The organism is Gemmatimonadaceae bacterium, from assembly GCA_036003045.1.
Lineage (GTDB): Bacteria > Gemmatimonadota > Gemmatimonadetes > Gemmatimonadales > Gemmatimonadaceae > JAQBQB01.
In genome coordinates this window covers 172,474-193,999 of record DASYSS010000022.1, presented here as the reverse complement: position 1 = coordinate 193,999, position 21,526 = coordinate 172,474, and the positions used below count along the sequence as shown (strand labels likewise).

18 protein-coding genes are annotated in these 21,526 nt (G+C 66.1%); 10 read left to right on the top strand and 8 right to left on the bottom strand.

The genetic code is table 11. The annotated features are described in order from the left end of the window. Positions 1–276: 276 nt before the first annotated feature. Together VGQ44_04790 and VGQ44_04785 are read right to left on the bottom strand one after the other, a co-directional pair. Entirely contained in the window at positions 277–1,026 is a 750-nt protein-coding gene (locus tag VGQ44_04790) for a response regulator transcription factor (protein HEV8446108.1), read from the bottom strand. Between the two features lie 11 nt (positions 1,027–1,037). Continuing rightward, a complete protein-coding gene (locus tag VGQ44_04785; GenBank protein HEV8446107.1) occupies positions 1,038–2,834 on the bottom strand; it encodes a HAMP domain-containing sensor histidine kinase in 1,797 nt (598 codons plus the stop codon). 112 nt (positions 2,835–2,946) lie between these two features. On the opposite strand from VGQ44_04785, the gene VGQ44_04780 reads away from it, so the two are divergent. Beyond that, entirely contained in the window at positions 2,947–3,576 is a 630-nt protein-coding gene (locus VGQ44_04780) for a cyclase family protein (GenBank protein HEV8446106.1), read from the top strand. Beyond that, on the top strand, positions 3,573–4,208 hold the full coding sequence (locus tag VGQ44_04775; protein HEV8446105.1) for an HAD-IA family hydrolase: 636 nt from the start codon (positions 3,573–3,575) through the stop codon (positions 4,206–4,208). The genes VGQ44_04780 and VGQ44_04775 overlap by 4 nt, the downstream gene beginning before the upstream one ends. A 101-nt stretch (positions 4,209–4,309) precedes the next feature. Here the strand turns inward: VGQ44_04775 and VGQ44_04770 are convergent, their stop codons facing one another. Then, positions 4,310–5,617 (bottom strand): alpha-hydroxy acid oxidase, encoded by a 1,308-nt coding sequence (locus VGQ44_04770; GenBank protein ID HEV8446104.1) that lies wholly within the window; start codon positions 5,615–5,617, stop codon positions 4,310–4,312. A 490-nt stretch (positions 5,618–6,107) separates the two neighbouring features. Between VGQ44_04770 and gnd the strand changes: the two genes are divergently transcribed. Both gnd and zwf read left to right on the top strand, forming a co-directional pair. Continuing rightward, entirely contained in the window at positions 6,108–7,010 is a 903-nt protein-coding gene (gene gnd, locus VGQ44_04765; GenBank protein ID HEV8446103.1) for a decarboxylating 6-phosphogluconate dehydrogenase, read from the top strand. Continuing rightward, positions 7,007–8,617, top strand: a complete 1,611-nt coding sequence (zwf, locus tag VGQ44_04760) for a glucose-6-phosphate dehydrogenase (GenBank protein HEV8446102.1) — start codon at positions 7,007–7,009, stop codon at positions 8,615–8,617. Before gnd ends, zwf begins: the two co-directional genes overlap by 4 nt. Before the next feature lie 257 nt (positions 8,618–8,874). On the opposite strand, the gene VGQ44_04755 is transcribed toward zwf, so the two are convergent. Next, positions 8,875–10,377, bottom strand: a complete 1,503-nt coding sequence (locus tag VGQ44_04755; protein ID HEV8446101.1) for an RNB domain-containing ribonuclease — start codon at positions 10,375–10,377, stop codon at positions 8,875–8,877. 346 nt (positions 10,378–10,723) lie between these two features. Between VGQ44_04755 and VGQ44_04750 the strand changes: the two genes are divergently transcribed. Together VGQ44_04750 and VGQ44_04745 are read left to right on the top strand one after the other, a co-directional pair. Continuing rightward, positions 10,724–11,458, top strand: coding sequence for a Clp protease N-terminal domain-containing protein (locus tag VGQ44_04750; protein HEV8446100.1), 735 nt, complete (start codon positions 10,724–10,726; stop codon positions 11,456–11,458). A 31-nt stretch (positions 11,459–11,489) separates the two neighbouring features. After that, positions 11,490–12,236, top strand: coding sequence for a Clp protease N-terminal domain-containing protein (locus tag VGQ44_04745; GenBank protein HEV8446099.1), 747 nt, complete (start codon positions 11,490–11,492; stop codon positions 12,234–12,236). Here the strand turns inward: VGQ44_04745 and nadC are convergent, their stop codons facing one another. Genes nadC through VGQ44_04725 form a run of 4 tightly spaced genes read right to left on the bottom strand, consistent with a single transcriptional unit; the run spans position 12,237 to position 16,633 of the window. Then, complete coding sequence (gene nadC, locus VGQ44_04740; protein HEV8446098.1) at positions 12,237–13,175, bottom strand: carboxylating nicotinate-nucleotide diphosphorylase; 939 nt, start codon at positions 13,173–13,175, stop codon at positions 12,237–12,239. 23 nt (positions 13,176–13,198) lie between these two features. Next, entirely contained in the window at positions 13,199–14,200 is a 1,002-nt protein-coding gene (nadA, locus tag VGQ44_04735; protein HEV8446097.1) for a quinolinate synthase NadA, read from the bottom strand. 58 nt (positions 14,201–14,258) lie between these two features. Continuing rightward, positions 14,259–15,074: a hypothetical protein gene (locus tag VGQ44_04730; protein ID HEV8446096.1), complete on the bottom strand. Its 816-nt coding sequence runs from the start codon at positions 15,072–15,074 to the stop codon at positions 14,259–14,261. Between the two features lie 50 nt (positions 15,075–15,124). Beyond that, positions 15,125–16,633: an L-aspartate oxidase gene (locus VGQ44_04725; protein ID HEV8446095.1), complete on the bottom strand. Its 1,509-nt coding sequence runs from the start codon at positions 16,631–16,633 to the stop codon at positions 15,125–15,127. 121 nt (positions 16,634–16,754) lie between these two features. Between VGQ44_04725 and VGQ44_04720 the strand changes: the two genes are divergently transcribed. The 4 genes from VGQ44_04720 to VGQ44_04705 are packed head-to-tail and all read left to right on the top strand — an operon-like array spanning position 16,755 to position 21,383. Then, entirely contained in the window at positions 16,755–17,792 is a 1,038-nt protein-coding gene (locus tag VGQ44_04720; GenBank protein HEV8446094.1) for a BMP family ABC transporter substrate-binding protein, read from the top strand. Positions 17,793–17,794: 2 nt separating this feature from the next. Further along, positions 17,795–19,384, top strand: coding sequence for an ABC transporter ATP-binding protein (locus VGQ44_04715; GenBank protein HEV8446093.1), 1,590 nt, complete (start codon positions 17,795–17,797; stop codon positions 19,382–19,384). After that, positions 19,381–20,505 carry an ABC transporter permease gene (locus tag VGQ44_04710; GenBank protein ID HEV8446092.1) on the top strand — a complete coding sequence of 375 codons (1,125 nt, stop codon included), beginning with the start codon at positions 19,381–19,383 and terminating at the stop codon, positions 20,503–20,505. The genes VGQ44_04715 and VGQ44_04710 overlap by 4 nt, the downstream gene beginning before the upstream one ends. Further along, positions 20,502–21,383 (top strand): ABC transporter permease, encoded by an 882-nt coding sequence (locus VGQ44_04705; protein HEV8446091.1) that lies wholly within the window; start codon positions 20,502–20,504, stop codon positions 21,381–21,383. Before VGQ44_04710 ends, VGQ44_04705 begins: the two co-directional genes overlap by 4 nt. The last annotated feature ends 143 nt before the right edge of the window (positions 21,384–21,526 follow it).

The window sequence follows — 21,526 nt, the reverse complement described above, 5'->3', positions numbered from 1 at the left end:
CGATCACTCCCGCTCCTTCGGACCGCCCGTTCGGCTTCTGCCTGGCAACTCAGCAGCACATACCGTTTGCGCGAACACAGCTCCGACCGTCGGCTGTGAGCAGGAGCCATGAGCAAAAAAACCGGGCGACCGGCATCTGTCGCCGATCGCCCGCCGCCCGTCAAGCTCGGACCTCCTGCTCCAGGCTGACGCTCGAGGCTAGGCTCGCTCCATTTTCCGAGATGCCGGCCTAGCCAACCGAGCCACCAACCGATCTGAATTCTCAGATCTCAAAACTCACGCCTCGAGCCTGTATCCCGCTTTCCAGACTGTAAGGATGTGCCTCGGCTGCGACGGATCGTCTTCGATCTTCCGCCGCAGTTCCGCGATGTGGATGTCCACCGTTCGCGTCATCACTTCGACCCGGTGCCCCCACACCTCACGGAGCAGCTCGACGCGAGACGCGACGGCGCCGCGGCGGCGGACGAGGGCCAGGAGAAGGTCGAACTCCTTGGGGCTGAGCCCCACCGGCGCGCCGTTCTTCGTCACGGTGCGTGAGGCGGGATTGATCTCCACGCCGCCGAACTTCTCGATTGCCTCGGTCGTGTGTGACCGCTGGTCGGCGAACCGCGACCGTCGCAGTAGCGCGCCCACGCGAGCGAGCAGCTCGAGCACGCCGCACGGTTTCGTCACGTAATCGTCGGCGCCGAGCCGGAAGCCGAGCACCTTGTCGGCTTCTTCGCCGCGCGCGGTGAGAATCAGCACCGGCACGTCGGAACCGTTCTCGCGCAGCGTCTTCAGCACGCGGTAGCCGTCCATGCCCGGCAGCATCAGGTCGAGCATGACGAGATCCGGTCCCCACGACCGCGCGCGCTCGAGCCCCGTTTCACCGTTCTCGGCGACCTGCACGTCGTACCCCTCGATCTCCAGACCTGTGCGAAGACCGTAGGCGAGGTTGACGTTGTCCTCGACGATGAGAATTCGAGCCATTTGGGTCGGGAGCTGGGCCGTGATGCTGTCCGTCGTCGACGGCCGTTTCTCTGCCACGGTAGCATACGTCATGGGACCACCTGAAGTTGCGAGTTTGGAGGAGGGGGAGGCTGCGATTGATCGGATGACGACGGAGATGTGGGGGATGCGGAGTCTGACGGTTCCGATTGGGTGAGCGGCAGCTCGATGACGACGCGCGCGCCGCCGCCGGGCGCCGACTCCACACGCGTGCGGCCGCCGTGTAGCAGCACGAGCTCACGGACCACCGACAACCCGATGCCGCTGCCGCCCGTCGACGATTCCGCGTCGCGGTTGAGACGGACGTACGGCTCCCAGACGCGGACACGATCGTCGCGCGGAATGCCCGGTCCTTCGTCCTCGACCCAGATGCGCGCACGGTCGCCGACCACCTGCGAGCCGACGGTGATCGTCTGTCCCGACGGACCATACTTCGCCGCGTTGTCGAGCAGATTGAGCAGAATCTGACGCAACGCGTTGCGGTCCACGCTCATCAACGCATTGATCCCCAGCGCCGCGTTGATCGTCATGCCGCGCGAACGCGCGAGGGGCGCGAACAGATCGAGCGATTCCTGAATCTCGCGGTCGACCTCCGCCGGCTCCGGCGACACGCGGTTCGTTCCTTTTTCCGCGCGCGAGAAATTCAGCACGTTCTCGACGAGATACGTCAAGCGCCGCGCTTCTTGATCGATGATCCCGGCCGACCGCTCGCGCTCGTCGTCCGTGCGGAGCCGGCCGAGGTGGAGCAGCTCGGCGAACCAACGAATCTGGGCGAGCGGCGTGCGAAGCTCGTGCGACACACCCGAGACGAACTCCGTACGGAGGCGCGCGAGTTGTTGCTGGCGCCGCAGCTGGACGACCGCGACGGTGAGCAACCCCGCGGCGAGCACGAACAGCGCGACGAGAATCGGTAGTCGCGAATCCGGCAGACCGCCCACGACGAGCTGCGGCGCGAAGGCCTTGTTCAGGCTCACGCGCATCTTGAGCCGTCCGAAGCTCGGATCGACAGTGGATGCGGCGCTGTAGGTCGTCGCGATCCATCCGGGCGAGTGGTACACCTCCGTCCCCTTCGCCGTCGTCACCGAGATCGACAGGATCGAATCGATCGGAAGATCGTGAATGAGAGCTTCCGGCAGCAGCGAGCTCGCGTTTCCGCGCTTGCCGCGAATCTCCTCGAACACGGGATCCAGGAACGGCTTTGGTTCGGTGACGTAGCCGTACAGCTCCACGGGGCGACGGCGCCGGACGTCGCGCGCGACGACGAAGACGACGAGCTGCAAATGCTTGTTGTGCTCGTCGAACAACATGACGTACGAATCGTTCGTGAGCATGACACCCGGCATCGCGCGTCCGTTCGGTGTCACGAAATTGAGGACGCCGCGATCGGACGGCAGCGGCGGCATGTCGCTCACGTACGCGACCATCGTGTCGCGCACGCGCGCGAGGTCAGAGTCCGACACGTCCGTCTCGGTCGTCCGGAAGGTCGAGTCCTTCCAGTCGTACCGAAAGAAATAACGAACGCTGTCGAGGCAGTTGCACCAGCCCATCATCATGTCGTGGGCGATGGCGCCGACGTCGGCCGGACTGTATAGCGTGCGCTCGAGCGAGTCCGGCTGGAGCCGCATCGCTTGCTGAATGAGCGAGGCGACGACCTGCTTGAGGAGTGCGTTTTTCGCCTGCTGCGTCAACTGCCAGTCGGCGATCTTGGCGTAGTCCTGCAGAGTCCGCTCCGCCATCGCGCGCTGCGAACGCGCCGCGTCCCACGCTTGGTACGTGAGCGCCGCGCATACGACGAGCGCGAGGACCAAAAGGGCGACCGTGCCGACCAGTCGGGGAGAGCGGCGCATACGTCTATACATACGATATGATAGGGCCGGGGCCAGTGGCGGATCGGGGCTTTACTGATTCCTTTCAGCGGACCGGGCGACGCCGCCAGGTTTGACACCTTTCATTGCTCCAATGTCGACCATCTACGACGTCTCGCTGCCGATCCTGAGCGGGGGGCTCGTGTACCCCGGCAACCCCGAGATCGCGATCTCCCCCCAACAGGAAATTTCCAAGGGAGCCAGTTCGAACGTTTCGTTGCTGTCGTTCGGCTCGCACACGGGAACGCACGTCGACGCGCAGAAACACATCTTCGACGGCGGGCTCGCCGTCGACGCGGTCCATCTGGACGTGTTGATGGGTCCCGCGATCCTGATCGCCGCGCCCGACGACGCGCCCGCCGTGACCGAGAGCCTTCTTCGCGCTCACGATCTTACCGGCCAGGAGCGCGTTTTGATCCGGACGCGCAACTCTGGTTTTATCAGACAGCGCGACTTCGTCCGCGACTATACATACCTGGCGCCTGATGGCGCCGAATATCTGGTTTCAATCGGCGTGAAGCTCGTCGGCATCGATTACATGTCGATCGAGCAGTTCCATTCCGGGCACCACATGACGCACCGCACGCTGCTCGGCCGCGGCGTCGTCATCGTGGAAGGACTCGACCTCTCCGTGCCGCCGCCGGGCAGATACGACCTGCGCGTCCTGCCGCTCAGACTGGCCGGGTTGGACGGAGCGCCGGCTCGCGCGGTGCTCGTCGGATGAGCGACGCGATCCTCCGGCGACAACGCGAGCCGGTCGAGTTGGTGCTCTTCGACGTCGGCGGAGTGCTTGGCACCAATGGGTGGGATCGCGAGCAGCGCGACGAAGCGGTCAGGAAATTCGGTCTCGACCGCGACGACTTTCAGTACCGCCACGAAGAGATGGTCGGCGCGCTGGAGTCGGGCGAGGTTTCGCTCGACGAGTATCTCGCCATTACGGTGTTCTGCGCGCCGAGAGACTTTTCGGTGGACGAGTTCAAGACGTTCATGTTCGCGCAGAGCGTCGCGTGGCCCGACTCGATCGCCGTGGCGCGCGATATTGCCGCATTGGGGACGGTTCGGCTGGCGACGCTCAACAACGAGAGCGAAGAGCTGAACCACTACCGGATCGAGCAGTTCGGGCTGCGCGAGATCTTCCCGACCTTCTTCACGTCGTGTTGGCTCGGCGTGCGCAAGCCGACGCGTCGCATCTATGAGCGGGTGCTCGGGATGACGCAGGCGGATCCGAGGCGCACCTTGTTCGTCGATGACAGGCTTCAGAATTTGGCACCGGCGGACTCGCTCGGGCTGCGGACGTTGCAGTTCACGACGGCCGCGCGGTTACGAGAGGATCTGAAGGGGATGGGGTTGATCTAGACGGGACGAGAGCGGTGTCGGGGTGTGGAGACCCCACGCCGCCCCGGCACTCGTTCCTTGTACCCGGCGCACCCCGCCTCCGCACGCGTCCCTCTCGAACCCTACGTCCCGTGCGCCACGATGTAGTCCTTCGTGATCCGCTTCACGTTCACCGTCCCCATCTGCCGCATCGTCATCTCGGTCTCTTTGCGCAGAATGGCGAGCACCGTCTCCACGCCTTCTTGCCCGAACGACCCCAAGCCCCAGATGTACGGCCGCCCGATGCCGGTCGCCGTCGCGCCGAGTGCGAGGCCCTTGAAGATGTCGGTGCCGCGGCGGATCCCGCCGTCGAGAATCACGGGCGCGCGTCCCCGCACACCGGCAACGACTTCCGGGAGCGTCAGCACCGTCGCGCGTGTGCTGTTCTCGGCGCGTCCGCCGTGATTCGAGACGAAGACGCCGTTGATGCCCTGGTTCATCGCGATCTCGGCGTCCTCGCGCGTGACGATGCCCTTGATGAACACCTTCATCGACGTCGAGTCCTGAAGCCGCTTCACCCAGTCCCACGTCGGCGTCCCCACCTCGGGGCTCGGCGTGTCCGGCTTGAGATCGGCGATCGCCGGCTTGCGCCGATTGTCGCGTAGCTCGTTCACTCGACCGGTCGCGCCGGGGGTCGGCGCGCCACCGAGGTGGCAGTTCGTGCACGTGCGCGTGTCGGCCGCGCGGGCTCGAATCATCGTCTCGCGGTTGCTGCCGCCGATGAGATCCACCGTGAACACGACGACCGGCGCGCCCGCGTGCTCGGCGCGCTTCACCATTTGCTTCGTCTGATTCCAGTCTTCTTGATGGTAGAGCTGGAACCACACCGACGCGCCGCGCGCCGCGATGCAGTCCTCGATGCTCGTCGTCGCCACGGTGGACAACACCTGAAGGTGATTCTTTGCCTTCGCCGCGCGCGCGACGGCGAGCTCGCCCTCGGCATGAAACGCCCGCTGGCTGCCGACGGGATTGATCACGATCGGCGTCGGCCATTTGACGCCGAGGATCTCGACGGACGGATCGACTTTGCGCACGTCCACGAGCCGGCGCGCGCGCAGATCCCAGTGAGCGTACCCGTCGCGGTTGGCACGGATCGTCGCGTCGTCGTCGGTGCCGGTCATGAGATAACCCCAATGGGCCGGCGGGATTTTCTTCTTCGCGACCGGCTCGAAGTCGAACACGTCGAGCGCGTCGGCGGCCGACGCGATCAGCTCGGGCTCCTGCGTCGCCTGCTGCAAGAGCGCGAGGCCCTTCGCCCGATCACGAGACGAGCCGTCGAACAGCTTCGACAACCACGCGACATCGACGCCCGCGACCGCCAGAAGCGGACTGCCCGCCGCAAACCGCAAAAATCGCCGTCGCGATACGTCCTCGCTCGATCGGTGCGACATCTGGGACCTGGTCCGCGTTGGAGTCGAAGCAGTCTGGAGCGTGTGGACGACGGCTGCAAGAGCCTCGAGCCGCTACTGGCCGGTCATTCTCAGTCTTCGAGACACGCCGAGACTCGACCGTCGAGAACACCGCGTCATCCTGGTTGTCGCGAGATCGCAGCGATACCGATCGTTCGCCGAGCTGTCGCCGTGTTGCAGGTCCAACGCTGTGCGAGCGGGTTGCGCGCGTCCCGCCGCAGGTAGTTCGCCGCCCACGACCGCACGAGAAAATCCGCGAGGCTGATGTACCCCGGCCCGCGCCGCGGCTCGCGTGTGTACCAGATCCCGGGCGAAGGTCAATCGGAAACGCCGTCACTAGGCCGGACCGGCCTCGGCAGGCGGCGTGCCGTGCACGAAACCTGTATATGGCAGAGCCTCGACAGGGCTGACTTACCCGAGGAGCTTTTCTATCGAGCACCCCGGCGAACGTAGCACCCTCACACTCCTCAACATGCAACTCGCAATGGTCGGGCTGGGCCGCATGGGCGGCAACATGGTCGAGCGCCTCATGCGACACGGCCACAAGCTGGTCGTCTTCGATCGCAGCGCGGAGACGGTCGCCAAATACAAGGGACTGGGCGCGACGCCGGCCGCCGATCTCACGGCCGTCGTCGCCGCGCTCCCAAAGCCACGCGTCATCTGGATCATGGTTCCGGCGGGCGACCCGGTGGACCAGACGATCGCCACGCTCAAACCGCTGCTCTCAGCCGGCGACATCATCATCGACGGCGGCAACTCGAACTTCCACGACTCGATTCGCCGCGGCGCCGAGTTGGCGAAATCGAAGGTCGAATTCATCGATGCGGGAACGAGCGGCGGAATCTGGGGGCTCGAGAACGGCTACTGCCTGATGGTGGGCGGAAGCGACGACGCCGTGAAGACCTGCGAGCCGATTTTCACCGCGCTCGCCCCGACGGACGGCTTCGCGCACGTCGGCCCCACGGGCGCCGGCCACTATGTGAAGATGGTGCACAACGGCGTCGAGTATGGGATGCTCCAGGCGTACGCCGAAGGCTACGAGATTCTGCACGCGTCCAAGACGTTTCCGAAGCTCGATCTCGAGCAGATCGCAAACGTCTGGCAGCACGGAAGCGTGGTGCGTTCGTGGCTCAACGAGCTCGCCGCCACCGCGTTCTCGCGCGACGCGTCGCTCTCGAAGCTCAAGGGGTGGGTCGCCGACTCCGGCGAAGGCCGGTGGACGGTGCAGGAAGCGATCGACGTCGACGTTCCGGCGCCGGTGATCACGCTGTCGCTGCTCATGCGCCTGCGCTCGCGACAAGAAGACTCGTTCAGCGCCAAGGTCATCGCGGCGCTGCGCAACGAGTTCGGCGGCCACGCCGTGGAGCGCGCATGACGACCACCGCCGCGCAGCCAGCGATCATTCCCGGGCGGCCTGCCTCCCAGCCGCATCCGCACGAGCAACCTCGCGCGCACGCCGACCCGTGCACGATGGTCATTCTCGGTGCGCTCGGCGATCTGAGTCGCCGAAAGCTGCTCCCGGCGATTTACCAACTGCTCAACGAGCACCTCGTCGATACCGATTTCCAGGTGCTCGGCGTCGGCCGCGACAAATCCCAAACGGACGACACGTTCCGCGAGCAAATGGGCAAGGCGCTCTCGGAATCGGACGAGGTCGGGAAGTTCAACGAGGCCGTGTGGCAGGACGTGTGCAAACGCCTTCACTTCGTGTCCGCCGACCTTGCTAATGCCTCGGACTACGAGACCATCGGGAAACGTCTCGCCGAGCTGGAGAAAGGGCGCGCGCCGGGCGAATGCAACCGGTTGTTCTACTGCGCCGTTCCGCCGAGCGTCTTCGAGCCCATCGTACGAAATCTTTCAACGAGCGGACTCGCGCCGCGTACTCGCACGCCTGAAGACCGGCCGTGGACGCGCATCGTGATCGAGAAGCCGTTCGGCCACGACCTCGAGAGCGCGCTCCGACTGAACAATCTGGTCCTCGGCCTCTTCGCCGAACACCAGACGTACCGCATCGATCACTACTTGGGAAAGGAGACGGTGCAGAACGTGTTGGTTCTGCGCTTCGCCAACTCGATCTTCGAGCCGATTTGGAATCGGCAGTGGATCGACCACGTGCAGATCACGGCGGCCGAGACGGTCGGCGTCGAAGACCGCGGCGCGTACTACGAGGAAGCCGGTATCGTGCGCGACATGTTCCAGAACCACCTGCTGCAGCTGCTGGCGCTGACCGCCATGGAGCCGCCGGCGCAGATGACGGCCAACTCGGTGCGGGATGAGAAGGTGAAGGTGCTCAAGTCGATGCGCATGTTCGATCCGGAGACGATCTCGAACAACGCCGTGCGCGCCCAGTACACCGCCGGGACGATCGGGGAGAAATCGGTACCCGGCTACCGCCAAGAGCCGAACGTCTCACGGACGTCGCTCGTGCCGACGTTCGCCGCAGTGCGTTTTTACGTCGACAATTGGCGATGGAACGGTGTGCCGTTCTATCTGCGCTCCGGTAAGCGCATGGCGCGCCGAGTGTCGGAGATCGCCGTGCAATTTCGGACGCCGCCGCATCTGATGTTCGGCGAGGCCAGTCAGCTGATGCGGCCGAACACGCTCGTCCTGCGCGTGCAGCCGAATGAAGGCGTTTCGCTCGACTTCGAGGTGAAGGTCCCGGGCGCGGCCGTGGCGCTGACGTCGGCCATCGAGATCGCGCCGGTCGACATGACGTTCAACTACGCCGAGGCATTCGGCGAAGTGACCGCACCCGCCTACGAAACGCTGTTGCTCGACGTGATGATCGGCGAGGCGACGCTCTTCACGCGCAGCGACGAAGTCGAGGCGGCGTGGCGCGTCGTAGATCCGCTCATTCAGTACTGGGAGTCGCACCCGCCGAAGCGAATGCCGACGTACGCCGCGGGAAGTTGGGGGCCGAGAGAGGGGGATGAACTGATCGAAGAAGATGGGGCAGCGTGGAGAGAACCGACGGGCACATAGCGCCCCGGCCCCGACCGGCGCAGCGCCGATCCGCGACGTTTGAGTATGAACTGGCAGGGCGTGAATCGCGCGGATTGGTGCGAGCCTGGCCTCGAGCGCCAGCTTTCAGCATGAACCGTGAGCTAACACGCCGAAAGGCAGTAGCCGTAGCTCGTAGCTCCTGCTTATAGCTGCAGCTCTGGGCTGGGCTCGCTTCCAGATCGAGATGCCCGCCACACGCCTGAGACGCCGAGTGTTTAGAACTCAGATCTCAGGTCTCAGTCCTTCCCCTCGAAATCGATAAACCCTTTGTAGGGATCCGCGGCCACGAGCTTGACCTTCACCTTGTCGCCCACGTCGAACTTCTCGCCGTTCCGAACAACCATCCCTTCCGCCGGCGGGTGCAACGTGCGGACGAACGTGCCCTTGGGATTTGCCCCCGTCACGATCGCGTCGAACGTCGTGCCGATCTTGTCGTGCAGCAGTAGCGCCGCGACGGTCTTACGGACGGTGCGCTCGACTTTGTTCTCGGCGTCCTCGCGCTCGGTGCAGCGGGCGGCGATGTCGGTGAGCTCGTCGTTGGTGTAGGGCGCGGGCGCGCCGGCGATGGCGGCTTTCACCAGCCGCTGCGTGACGACGTCGGCGTAGCGGCGGTTGGGCGCGGTGGCGTGCGTGTAGTCGTGCGTCGCCAGTCCGAAATGTCCGCCGGGATCCTTGCCGGGAAGGTCGAGCGCGTAGATGCCCGGGCCCATGAGCTTCACGACCGACAGCGAGAGATCCGGGAAGCGCTCCGGATCGGCTTTGTGCCGGTCCGCCAAGAAGTGCGCGAGCGAGAGCGAGTCGGGCTGATTCGGCAGCGTCGTTCCATACTGCTTCGCCAGCTCGACGATGCGCGACCAGCGCTCGGGCTCACGAACGACGCGACGGATTCCCGAGCGTCCGCGGGCCTCGAGGAACTTCGCGATCGCGACGTTGCTCGCGATCATGAAGTCCTCGATCAGGTTTCGCGCTTCGTTCTTGGCGATGACCTTGAGGTCGACGACTCTACCGTCCTGCGTGATGGGCGTCGCCTCGATCGTCTCGAACTCCAGTGCGCCGTTGCGCAGCCGTTCGGCCTTGAGCCGCGTCGACGCCTCGTGCTGCAGCTTCAGCTGACCGATGAGCGTCTTGTCGTTGGCGATTTTGTCCGGCGGCGGCCCGCCGGTGAGCCACGCCCCGACCGGCTCGTACGCCAGCTGCGCCTTGTTGCGGACCATCGCGCGGTAGACGTCGGCCGACACGACGTTCCCGTCGGCATTGACCACGGTCTCGACCGCGATCGCGAGTCGGTCTTCGTCTTCGTTGAGCGACGTGAGCCCGGTCGACAGCTTGACGGGCAGCATCGGGAAGACGTCGACGCCGGTGTAGACAGACGTGCAGTTGGCGTACGCGTGTTCGTCGAGGGGCGACCCCTTCGGCACGAGCGAGTCGACATCCGCCACGCCGACGACGAGGCGGATGCACCCGTCGTCCATTTGCTCGGCGATCTCGATCTGGTCGAGATCCTTCGATTCCTTGTTGTCGATCGACGACCAGGGGCGGTCGCGCATGTCGCGCACCCCGGCCGGCGCGGACGCGGGCGCCGTCAGCGCGTCGAGCTGTTTCTTGGCCTGGGCGTCGTAGTCGGGCTCGAAGCCGTTCGCGACCAGAATCCGCCGGGCGGCCGCGTGGAGGTCGAACCCTCCGTTGTGGCCGTGTTTACCGAGCTGCGTGGAGTCTTTTTGTATTTGACCGCTCGCCATGAGATCGCGGGTTGAAAGTACCGGATCCGAAATGTGGCGAGGCAGACCCGGCGGCGTGAGGCGCCACAGGAAACCCTTGTGGGCGGCGCGGCGTAGAACATCATTGGAAGCATGCGCCCGTCCCCAAACGCGGAACCGCCTGTTTCCTCCAGCGCCACCGAATCGCCCCTTCGCGAGGAGACCCACGACGCGACGACTGCCGCATCGTGCGACTACTGCGGGTCGGCCCGGCTCGAGTGGCGGAAGTGCAAGCTGATTTGCGAAGACTGCAAACAGATCAACAAGAGCTGCGCGGATCTCTGAGGACGGCGACCACTTGCTGAGAGATTTCTTCGGACGGCGACCCATGCACGCTCAAGGGTACAACTTCACAGAAGACGTGCGGAACGCGCTCGCCCGCGCGCGCAGCGAATCGGCGCGGCTCCGCCACGAGTACGTCGGAACCGAGCACATGCTGCTCGGGCTACTGCGCGACGACAACATCGCCGTTCAGGTGATTCAGTCGTTCGGCGTAAAACCGCAGACGCTCGCCGATGCGGTGGACGGCGTCGTGAAGCGGGGCGCGAGCGGTCATCCGACCGGCCCTGACCTGCCCTACACGTCGCGCGCGAAGAAGGTGCTCGAGCTGACGATGACCGAAGCGCGTGACCTGAACCACAGCTACTGCGGCACCGAACACATGCTTCTCGGGTTGCTGCGCGAGGAGAAAGGAATCGCCGCACAGATGCTCGTCGACGCCGGGATCACGATCGATGCCGCCCGCGAGCGAGTCCTTCGGGTCATTGGCGCGCCGCCGCAACCGCGTCCACGCATCGCGCGCGCGTCCTCGATCGCCGCGATGAGGGTATCGACCGTCAAGCCGGGATCTCAATCGGCGACCTCCGCCTCGGCTCACATGGCCGCGTCGATCATCGAGCTGCTCGCCCAGGATTCGGACGTGGGCGCGGTATTCGCGGCGCAGGGCATCGATATCGCAAGACTCACGGAGGCGCTGCGCGCGCTGGCGAAGTCGCCGCCCCCCGGTGATCGCTCGGAACCGCCGCCGCCCGAACCGCCCGCGGACTCGCCGCCGGCGCCGTGAGCACCAGCGCGCATCCGAGAGGGACGCCTTCATGAACGGCTACAACTTCACCGAGCGTGTTCGAAAGGTCCTCGCCATGGCCCGCGAGGAAGCCGCGCGTCTGCACCACGAGTATGTGGGCACCGAGCACATTCTGCTCGGGTTGATTCGCGAAGGTGAAGGAGTCGCCGCCACCGTGCTCCAGAACCTCGGCGTCGAGCTGGACGACATCCAGCAGAAGATTGACGAGAAGGTCAAGAACGGAAGAGCCGGGCAAACCACCGGTCCCGACCTTCCCTATACGTCGCGCGCCAAGAAGGTCCTCGAGTTGGCGATGGCTGAAGCACGCGGCCTCAATCACGCATACGTCGGCACCGAGCACCTTCTACTAGGGCTGATACGTGAAGCGCAGGGTATCGCCGCGCAGGTGCTCGCCAGCTTTGGCATCACCATCGACTCGGCGCGCGCAGGCGTCCTCGAGATCCTCGGAACCGAAAGCCAGGACTATCAGGCGTTCAAGCGCCAGCGAGCGTTCGGCGGCGGTATCGAGATGGAGAGAACGCCGACGCCCACACGGATGGTCGGGTACCTGCCCACAGAGGGCCCGACGTCGATGGCGGCGTCGATCATCCAAGCGCTGCTGCGTGATCCCGTCGTCGCCGAGGCGTTCGCGGCACAAGGAATCGACGCCCACAGGTTGATCGCGGCGCTTCACGCCGCGGCATTCCGAACGCCGCTCGACAACGCGCCCGGCAGTTCCGCCGGCGACTCGCCCTCCGGGTCGCCGCCCGCCGCCTAGCTACTCGAAGTCCAGAGCGAGGTTCATCGACGGCGCGGAGTGCGTGATGCCGCCGATCGAAATCCAGTTGACGCCCGTCTCGGCGATGCGTCGCACGGTCGACAGCGTCACGCCGCCGGAGGCCTCGAGGATCGCGGCGCCCGCAACCACGCGCACGCACTCGGCCATGACCTCGACCGGCATGTTGTCGAGGAGCACGATGTCGGCGCCCGCGGCGACCGCACGCTCGACCTGATCCAGCCGGTCGCACTCGACCTCGATCTTCACACCTTTCGGCGACAGCTCACGCGCGCGCTTCACCGCCTTGCCGACGTCACCGTCGAGCGCGGCCAGGTGGTTGTCCTTGATCAGCACGCCAGTGGAGAGATCCATCCGGTGGTTGGTGCCGCCGCCGGCGCGCACCGCGTACTTCTCGAGCGTCCGCCAACCGGGGAGCGTCTTGCGGGTGTCGAGAATCTTGGCGCCCGTGCCCTTCACCTCGTCGACGTAACGCGCGGTAATCGTCGCGATGCCGGACAGGTGTTGCATGTAGTTCAGAGCGACGCGCTCGGCCGAGAGGAGGGCGCGCGCGTGGCCGGTCACGAAGAGGATGGGATCGCCGCTTCGGACTTGCATGCCATCTTCGTTCTCGACGCGGATCGAGACCTTCTGATCGAGCAGACGAAACGCCTCGAGGCCGAGCGGGATGCCGCAGACGACTCCGCTCTGTCGCGCAACCAGCCGGGCGCGCGAACGTCGGTGCGAGACGACGGTGGCGATCGTCGTGATGTCGTTGAAGGCACCGTCCTCGACGAGTGCCGAACGGACGAGCGCGTCCAGCGCGTCGCGGGTGAGTGGGAAGCGCAGCGTCGCCGCGCTATCCACGGCCGGCACGGACAGAGGCGTGATGGTGCGTGGGACCGCCCTGCGTTCGCGCTGGGGAAGCTCGGGAGTTTCCATCGGCACACCTCCGCCCTTGTCGCTTACTCGCCTGGATCTACTCCATTTGGTACTGGAGACAAGGGCTGCGTCGCGCCGCCTCCGATAGATACCATGCGTTCGATCGCCAGTCGCGCCCGGCCAGCCACGTCCGAGTCGACGGTTATTCGATGCTGCAAGAATGCTAGTGAATCGCGGACCTTGGGAAGGGTCGTGACCTTCATGTAGGCGCACGAGGCCCGCTCGTTGGCCGCAAAGAAGCGCTTGCTTGGGTTCTCGCGACGTAACCGATGCAAGATCCCGACCTCGGTCGCCACGATGAACTCATCGGCATGGGATTTCGCCGGACGCTTGATCATTCCCTCCGTCGAGAGGATCTGGACGCCGTGCGGGTCTACGTCTCCCGCCGACATCGCCTCCAGCACGCTCGTCGAGCAGCCGCACTCCGGGTGGATCAGGAACTCGGCTTCGGGGTGCAGGCGCCGTTGGAGACGGATGTTCTCCGGGTCGATGCCGGCGTGCACATGACACTCGCCCATCCAGACATGCATGTTCTCGCGCCCGGTCATCCGGCGGACATGCGCGCCGAGAAACATGTCCGGGAGGAAGAGGATTTCGCGGTCGGCGGGGATCGAGTTCACGACCTCGACCGCGTTGCCCGACGTGCAGCAGTAGTCGCTCTCGGCTTTGACCTCGGCCGATGTGTTCACGTACGCCACGACGACGGCGCCGGGGTGCTCGGCTTTCCAGTTTCTGAGCGCCGGCGCGTCGATGGTCGAGGCGAGCGAGCATCCCGCCGCCAGATCCGGCAGAAGGACGGTCTTCTTCGGCGAGAGGATGGCCGCGGTCTCCGCCATGAAATGGACGCCGCAAAAGACGATGACGTCGGCGTCGGTCTTGGCCGCCTCGCGCGACAAACCGAGCGAGTCGCCGACGAAATCGGCGATGTCCTGCACCTCGGCCCGCTCGTAGTTGTGGGCCAAAATGACGGCGTTGCGGTCGCGGGCGAGGCGCTTGATCTCGGACGGCAGGGCAACGTCAGGCATGCCGTAAGATAGAGGCACAGGTCCCGGGAGCGTGGACCGACGGCGATCGCTTTAGGCCTCAGCGTTCGCGAGTCCAGAGCAGTAGAACGCCGCAGTCGTTGTTGGTGGGGCTGATCCACGCCGGGTACGTCTCCGCACCGGCGTAGAACTCGACGGCCGCGTAGTCGTCGACGAGGATTTTGCTGAAATCCATCGACCCGATCATCGCGCGTCTGATACCGTTCTCGTAAACAGCGACGTCGCCTGTGCCGCGAGCGGAATGCGACTGCCGCGCGGCCCCGACGGTTCCGTTTCGCGTCGAGACGAAACGGCCATCCTCGAGCGTGGCGCCATGGAAGCGGCGAAGGACGTTCGACATCGTGTCGCCCTCCATCCGCCGGAGAGTCGCCTCGTCCACGAACTGCCCGCCGAGTCCGGCGCGCCTACGCTCCTCGAAACCGTGCAGGCCGGGAGAGAGGTAGCGAGGCGCTGAATCGCGCGAGACCGCCGTCGGGAGATCGCGTACGCTCCGCTTCATCACGACCGTCATCGGCGTCGTGTCTCTCGGCGAGATCCCGACGGTGAGCGTGAGAGTCGCATATCCGGCTTTCCGCAGTCGAACGAGGGAGCCGCCGTCAGGCAGAAACGCGAGCGACACCGTACCGGTTTGCGTCGTGAACGCGGTCGTGCCCGACATCACGTCCATGACCTCGACCCCTTCGATCGGGCTACCAGTCATCTCGGCATACACGCCGAGAACCCGATGGCGATAGCGCGGCAGAGTCGGTGCTCGCGGTCTCGCGCGCAACCAGCTCTGTGCACTCACGGCTGTCACGGCCAGCACGGCGTAGACGGCGATTCTGCCCAGCATCCACGCCGTACCGGCGTGATCCATATCCATCTCCACGCGCGGATGCTCTCGCGCGTGCCTCCAATGTCAGCACTCTACAACTCGATGTGGCGTCCTCGCCAGCTCGTCTTTGCGCGCGGATAGTCGACACGGTAGTGCCCGCCGCGCGACTCTCGGCGTCGGATCGCCGCCTCGGCGACGAGATGCGCTGTTTGCAACATGTTTGCCTCCTCGGTCGCACCGACCGGCAAACGCGCGCCGATTTCGTCGAGACGGTCGATCGCTTCGCGCAGGCCTCGCGCCGTGCGCACGATGCCGGCGAAGTACCACATCACCATGCGAATCGAGTCGGCGCCGACCTGCGCGGCGCCGCGGTCGGTGAGTCGCGGTACGTTCCACGTCTTTTTCGGCGGCAGCGTCGTGAGGCGCGGATTCTCGGAGAGATCGCGCGCGACCCGTTCGGCGAACACGAGACCCTCGAGCAGCGAGTTCGACGCCAGGCGATTCGCGCCGTGCACTCCGGTGCGCGCGACTTCGCCGACAGCGTACAGGCGCTTCGCGCTCGACTGCCCGCGCAGATCCGTGACGATACCGCCCATCATGTAGTGGGCGGCCGGCGTGACGGGGATGAGATCTTTTCGCGGATCGATGCCGCGAGCGGCACAGAGGGCGAAGATTCCGGGGAACCGCTTGGCGAAACGCGCGCCGAGCTTGCGAGCATCGAGCGACACCTCGCCGTGCCGCTGCTCGCGGAAGATCGCGCGGGCGACGACATCGCGCGGCGCGAGCTCGGCGAGCGGATGCACGCCTCGCATGAAGCGCTGCCCGCGCGCGTTGACCAGCACCGCGCCTTCGCCGCGCACCGCTTCCGAGATGAGAGCCAATGGGTTCTCCGGCGTGGCGAGTGCGGTAGGATGGAACTGCACGAACTCCATATCGGCGAGCGTGACGCCGGCGCGGTGCGCGATCGCGTAGCCGTCGCCGGTGGCGACCACCGGATTCGTCGTGTAGCGGTACACCTGGCCGCAGCCGCCCGTCGCGAGCACCGTCGCGTCGGCGATGATGTCGGTCGCTCTGCCCTTCACGCTCGCGCGCACGCCGACGCACGCGCCGCGCCACATGATCAGCTCCAACACACGCGTCTTCTCGAGGACGCGGATTTGCTTCGTGGCGCGCACACGCGCGATGAGCGTGCGCGCGACTTCGGCGCCGGTCTGGTCGCCGTGCGCATGGACGATGCGGTTCTTCGAGTGCGCGGCCTCTCGTCCCAGCGAGAGCCGCCCGCGCGGGTCGAGGTCGAAGTGCGCGCCGGCCGTTTGTAGCTCGCGCACGCGCGCCGGCCCTTCCTCCACGAGCACCTCGACCGCCGCCGCGTCGCAGAGCGCCGCGCCGGCCGCAAGCGTGTCCTGGCGGTGCAGCGCCGGCGAGTCCCCGGCGCCCAGCGCCGCGGCGATGCCGCCCTGCGCATAGGCGGTCGCGCTGTCGAAGAGCGACTGCTTCGTCACCAACACGACGTCCCCACGCTCGGACGCGCGCCACGCGGTGTGCAACCCCGCAACGCCGCTGCCGATGACGAGAAAACGAGTGCGGATTCGTTCGGTCATGAGGCGTGAAAGCTATCAGCAAACGACTGATAGTTCCTCGCTTCGGCGCTTCGCACCTCCGCTCGGAATTCCAGACCCTTGTACCTTGCCGCGCCCGCTCCCCAGAGGACAGCTTTGCGCCATGCGAAAGCTGATGATTCTCGTGGGCGCGCTGCTCGGTGCCCACGTGGTGCTGCTATTCGTGCGCCCCGCTGTCGCGGGCCGCCTCCCGTCCAACGACGCCGTCAAGGTCGGCATCGTGCTCGACGTCGGCGGGTTGGGCGACAAGTCGTTCAACGACGGCGCGTACCGCGGGGCGCAACTCGCCGAACAAAAGCTCGGCGCGACCATTCGCCTCGTCGAGCCGGGCGAAGCGACCGACCGCGAAGCCGGCCTCCGCGTGCTCGCGGCGGAGCACATGGACCTCGTGATCGGCGTCGGGTTCATCTTCACCGACGACATCACGCAGCTGGCCAAGGAATACCCGAACGTCCATTTCGCCGACGTCGACTACGCGCTCTCGAACGACAACCGCGGTCGGATCATTCCACCGCCGCCCAACGTCGCCGCGCTCAAATTCAAGGAAGAGGAGGGCTCTTTTCTCGTCGGCGCGATCGCGGCGATGGTCGGCAACTCGAAGAAGGTCGGCTTCGTCGGCGGCATGGACGTTCCGCTCATCCAGAAATTCGAGGCGGGCTACAAGGCGGGCGTCAAGAGCGTGTGCGCGGACTGCGAGGTCATCGTCCAGTACGCCGGCGTAACACCGGAAGCCTTCCGCAATCCGGGAAAAGGCAAAGAACTCGCGCTCAACCAGTATCAGCAAGGTGTCAACGTCATCTACCACGCGTCCGGATCGACCGGTTTGGGCGTGTTCGAGGCGGCGCGGCAGACTGGAAAGTACGCGATTGGCGTGGACGCGGATCAGTACAGCGAAGCGCCGGGGCGGATCGTTACCTCCATGGTCAAAGGCATCGACGTGGCGGTCTTCGACATGATCAATCGCGTCAAGCAAGGGACGTTCAAGGGCGGCGTGTACACGTACGGGCTCCCCGAGAACGGCGTGGGCTACGTGTACGACGACCACAATCGCGCGCTCATCCCCGACAGCGTGCGCGCGAAGGTCGAACGGCTCAAGGGCGAGATCATCGCCGGGCGCATCGTCGTGCCGAGCACGAGATGAGCATGGCGGAGCAGACGACGCAGTCCGCACCCCTCGCCATCAAGCTCACCGACATCCACAAGTACTTCGGTCCCGTGCGCGCAAACCGCGGGGCTTCGCTGGAGGTCGCGCGCGGCGAGATCCATGCGCTCGTCGGCGAGAACGGCGCGGGCAAGTCGACACTCATGCGCGTGCTGAGCGGCATGTATGCGCCGGACGGCGGCCGCATGGAAGTGAACGGCCGCGACGTCACGGACTGGTCCACCGCCGACGCGATCGCCGCGGGGCTCGGCATGGTGCACCAGCACTTCATGCTCGTCCCGACCCTCACCGTCGCCGAGAACATGATGCTCGGCCGAGAGCGGACGCGCGGCGCGAGACTCGACCTCGCGCGCGCGGAGCGGGAGACCGCGGAACTGAGCGCGAAGACGGGCCTCACCGTGCGGCCGCAAGCCGTCGTGGCCGATCTATCCGTGGGCGAAGCGCAGCGCGTCGAGATTCTCAAGACGCTCTATCGAGGCGCCAAGATCCTCGTGCTCGACGAACCGACCGCTGTGCTCTCGCCGCCGGAGATCGACGAGTTGTGGACGGTGCTGCGCGGGATGCGCGCGCGCGGCGAGACGATCGTTCTCATCACGCACAAGCTCGACGAAGTGATGGCGATCTCCGACTCGATCACCGTGATGCGTCATGGCCGCACGGTCGATCAGCTGCGCACCGGCGCGACGAATCCCGCCGAGATCGCGAAAGCGATGGTCGGGCGCGACGTGCGGCTCGCCATGGAATTCGTCGTCGGCGAACAGGGTGGCGGTCCGCAAGACGTCGTCCATCGCGCGTCGCGGCTGCCGGCGACTCCACTCCTCGAGATCCGCGATCTCACGGTCGAGGACGCACGCCGCCTCACCGCGGTTCACGGTGTGAGCTTTTCGGTCGAGCCGGGGGAAATCCTCGGCATCGCCGGAGTCGAAGGAAACGGACAAACGGAGCTGATCGAGGCGATCGCCGGCCTGCGCGACGTGCGCGGCGGAACGATCGCCGTCGCCGGACGCGACGTCACGCGGGCGTCGGTGAAAGCGCGCGGCGACGCCGGTCTCTCACACATTCCGGAAGACCGCCACGCGCGCGGGCTCGTTCTCGACTACAGCGTCGCCGAGAATCTCATTCTCGGCCAACAACACCGGTTCACGCGCGGCGCGCGTCTGGATCAGGACGCGATCCGCGCGAACGCCGCGCGGCAAATCGCGGCCTTCGACATCCGCCCCGCCGAGCCGGCGCGCGCGGTTCGCGCGCTCTCGGGCGGAAACCAACAGAAGGTCGTCATCGCGCGCGAGATGCATCGCGCATTTCAGGTGCTGCTCGCCGCACAACCGACGCGCGGCGTCGACGTCGGCGCGATCGAGTTGATTCACGAACGCTTGCGCGAGGCGCGCGGGGCCGGCAAAGCGGTCCTGCTCGTGTCCGCCGACCTCGCCGAGATTCTCGCGCTCTCCGATCGCGTCGCGGTGATGTACGGCGGCCGTTTGGCGGCGATTCTGCCGCGCGCCGAAGCAACCGTCGAAATTCTCGGCCGGCACATGACCGGCGCCGCGGTGAAAGGAGCCCACGCCGCGTGACGTCGCTCAAAGGGGTGGGGTCGTGGCGGACGAGTGTCGAAGAGGCGGTCTTGCCCGCCGTCGTCGCGCTGCTCGTCGCCGCCGTCGTCGGTGACGTGCTGATCCTCACGTTCGGACAGAACCCCGGCGCCGTTTATCGGCTGTTGTTCGAAGGTACGTGGGGGAACGCGTACGGCATCGGGCAGGTGCTCTACAAGACGACGACGCTCACGTTCACCGGGCTCGCCGTCGCGATGGGCCTGCGCGCCGGACTGTTCAACATCGGCGCGGAAAGCCAACTCGCGGCGGGTGGATTCGCCGCGGCGTTGGTGGGGCTCATTCTGCCCGCCGGCCTTCCCGCCCTGGCGACGCTCCCCGTGTACATCTTGGCCGCGGCGCTCGGCGGCGGCGCGGTCGGCGCACTTCCCGGCGCGCTCAAAGCGAAGTTCGGCGCACACGAAGTGATCACGACGATCATGCTGAACTTCATCGTGCTCGCGCTGCTGAATTATCTGACGGTGTCGTATTTGAAGATCGAAGGCACGCTACATACCGCGGAGATTCACGCCGGCGCGCTGCCGCGGCTCTCGGACTTCATCGCGGCATTTCACGGGTCGGCGGCGAACGTCGTGCTTTTCCTCGCGGTCGCCACCGCGCTCGTCGCGTGGTGGTTTCTCTTCCGGACGCGCGTCGGGTTCGAGCTTCGCGCAACCGGCCTTCAACCGTTGGCGGCCGAATACGGCGCCGTGAAGGTGACGAGCGTCTGGTGGCGCGCGATGGCGTTGTCCGGCGCCATCGCCGGAATCGGCGGACTCAATTTCGTGCTCGGCTACAAACACTACTATGAGGAGTCGTTCGCGTCGGGCGCCGGCTTCCTCGGCATCGCGGTCGCGATCGTGGGACGTAACAATCCCATCGGCGTCGTGCTGGCCGCGCTCGTCTTCGCCACGATTTCGCAGGGCGGGCTCGCGGTGAACGCCGTCGTCCCGAAACAAATCGTCGACGTGCTGCAAGCGGTTGTGATCATCGCCGTCGCGGCATCTGTGCCCGGAGTTCGTGCGGCGCTGCGCAAGGCGCGCGCTTCGACGGCTTCTTCATCGGTCGCCGCCCACACCCATTCGACCGAGGAAGCGACGGCGTGATTCTGCTCGCCTTCCTCGTCCAGACGCTGCGCATCGCGATTCCGTATTTGTTCGCGGCCAGCGGCGGCGTCATCTCCGAGCGCGCCGGTCTGATCGGACTCGGCCTCGAGGGCTACATGCTCGGCGGCGCCTTCTGCGGAGCGCTCGCCAGCTACTACAGCGGCAGTCCATGGATCGGACTCATTGGAGCGGGGACCGGGGGCGCCGCGTTGGCGCTGCTCTACGCCTTGACGGCGATCAAGTACCGCGCCGATCAGGTCGTCGTGGGCATCGCGGTGAACCTGCTCGTCATCGGCGCGACGCGATTCTTCCTGCGACTGGCGTTTCACAGCTCGGCGAACTCACCGCGCGTTCCGGGCTTTGGCAGCGAGCAGTCCGGTACGGGGGTGCTGTCGCTCGTCGCGAACCCGCTCGTGTGGCTCGGCGTGATCGCCGTCGCCGGAACGGCCTGGCTTCTCTATCGCACGCCCTTCGGACTGCGAGTGCGCGCGGTCGGCGAGCATCCGGCGGCCGCGGTGACCGTCGGCGTTCCGGTCACGCGTGTGCGCTATACCGCGGCGGCGCTGTCGGGCGTGCTGGCCGCGCTTGGAGGCGCGTACTTGGCGCTGGACCAGCATCAGTTCAGCGCCGAGATGACGGCGGGCCGCGGGTTCATCGCCCTCGCGGCGACGATATTCGGCCGTTGGGATCCGGTGCGGGCCGCGCTGGCCTGCCTGCTGTTCGCCGCGGCCGAAACGCTCCAGATCCAGCTTCAAGGATCGCAAGCCATCCCGTCGCAGTTCGTCGAGATGATCCCATACGCGCTCACCATCATCGCCCTGGCCGGCGTCGTGGGGCGAGCCGTTCCACCCGCGGCCCTGGGCCGCGTCGCGGAGTAGATGCCGTTCGGATTTGATCAGGACCGTTGCTAGGCGGGCGACATCGGCCGCCTATTTAGGCTCTGGCCGCCAGGCCTCGGGGAGTGCGTTTTACCAAGTGGCGCCGAGGGTTGGTCCGGCAGCGAGATTTCAGGGCGCGGCAT

Coding starts and splice junctions, on each gene's coding strand:
- VGQ44_04785 (HEV8446107.1), bottom strand. CDS start 2,834: ATGCGCCGCTCTCCCCGACTGGTCGGCACGGTCGCCCTTTTGGTCCTC.
- VGQ44_04780 (HEV8446106.1), top strand. CDS start 2,947: ATGTCGACCATCTACGACGTCTCGCTGCCGATCCTGAGCGGGGGGCTC.
- VGQ44_04775 (HEV8446105.1), top strand. CDS start 3,573: ATGAGCGACGCGATCCTCCGGCGACAACGCGAGCCGGTCGAGTTGGTG.
- VGQ44_04770 (HEV8446104.1), bottom strand. CDS start 5,617: ATGTCGCACCGATCGAGCGAGGACGTATCGCGACGGCGATTTTTGCGG.
- gnd (HEV8446103.1), top strand. CDS start 6,108: ATGCAACTCGCAATGGTCGGGCTGGGCCGCATGGGCGGCAACATGGTC.
- zwf (HEV8446102.1), top strand. CDS start 7,007: ATGACGACCACCGCCGCGCAGCCAGCGATCATTCCCGGGCGGCCTGCC.
- VGQ44_04755 (HEV8446101.1), bottom strand. CDS start 10,377: ATGGCGAGCGGTCAAATACAAAAAGACTCCACGCAGCTCGGTAAACAC.
- VGQ44_04750 (HEV8446100.1), top strand. CDS start 10,724: ATGCACGCTCAAGGGTACAACTTCACAGAAGACGTGCGGAACGCGCTC.
- VGQ44_04745 (HEV8446099.1), top strand. CDS start 11,490: ATGAACGGCTACAACTTCACCGAGCGTGTTCGAAAGGTCCTCGCCATG.
- nadC (HEV8446098.1), bottom strand. CDS start 13,175: ATGGAAACTCCCGAGCTTCCCCAGCGCGAACGCAGGGCGGTCCCACGC.
- nadA (HEV8446097.1), bottom strand. CDS start 14,200: ATGCCTGACGTTGCCCTGCCGTCCGAGATCAAGCGCCTCGCCCGCGAC.
- VGQ44_04730 (HEV8446096.1), bottom strand. CDS start 15,074: ATGGATCACGCCGGTACGGCGTGGATGCTGGGCAGAATCGCCGTCTAC.
- VGQ44_04725 (HEV8446095.1), bottom strand. CDS start 16,633: ATGACCGAACGAATCCGCACTCGTTTTCTCGTCATCGGCAGCGGCGTT.
- VGQ44_04720 (HEV8446094.1), top strand. CDS start 16,755: ATGCGAAAGCTGATGATTCTCGTGGGCGCGCTGCTCGGTGCCCACGTG.
- VGQ44_04715 (HEV8446093.1), top strand. CDS start 17,795: ATGGCGGAGCAGACGACGCAGTCCGCACCCCTCGCCATCAAGCTCACC.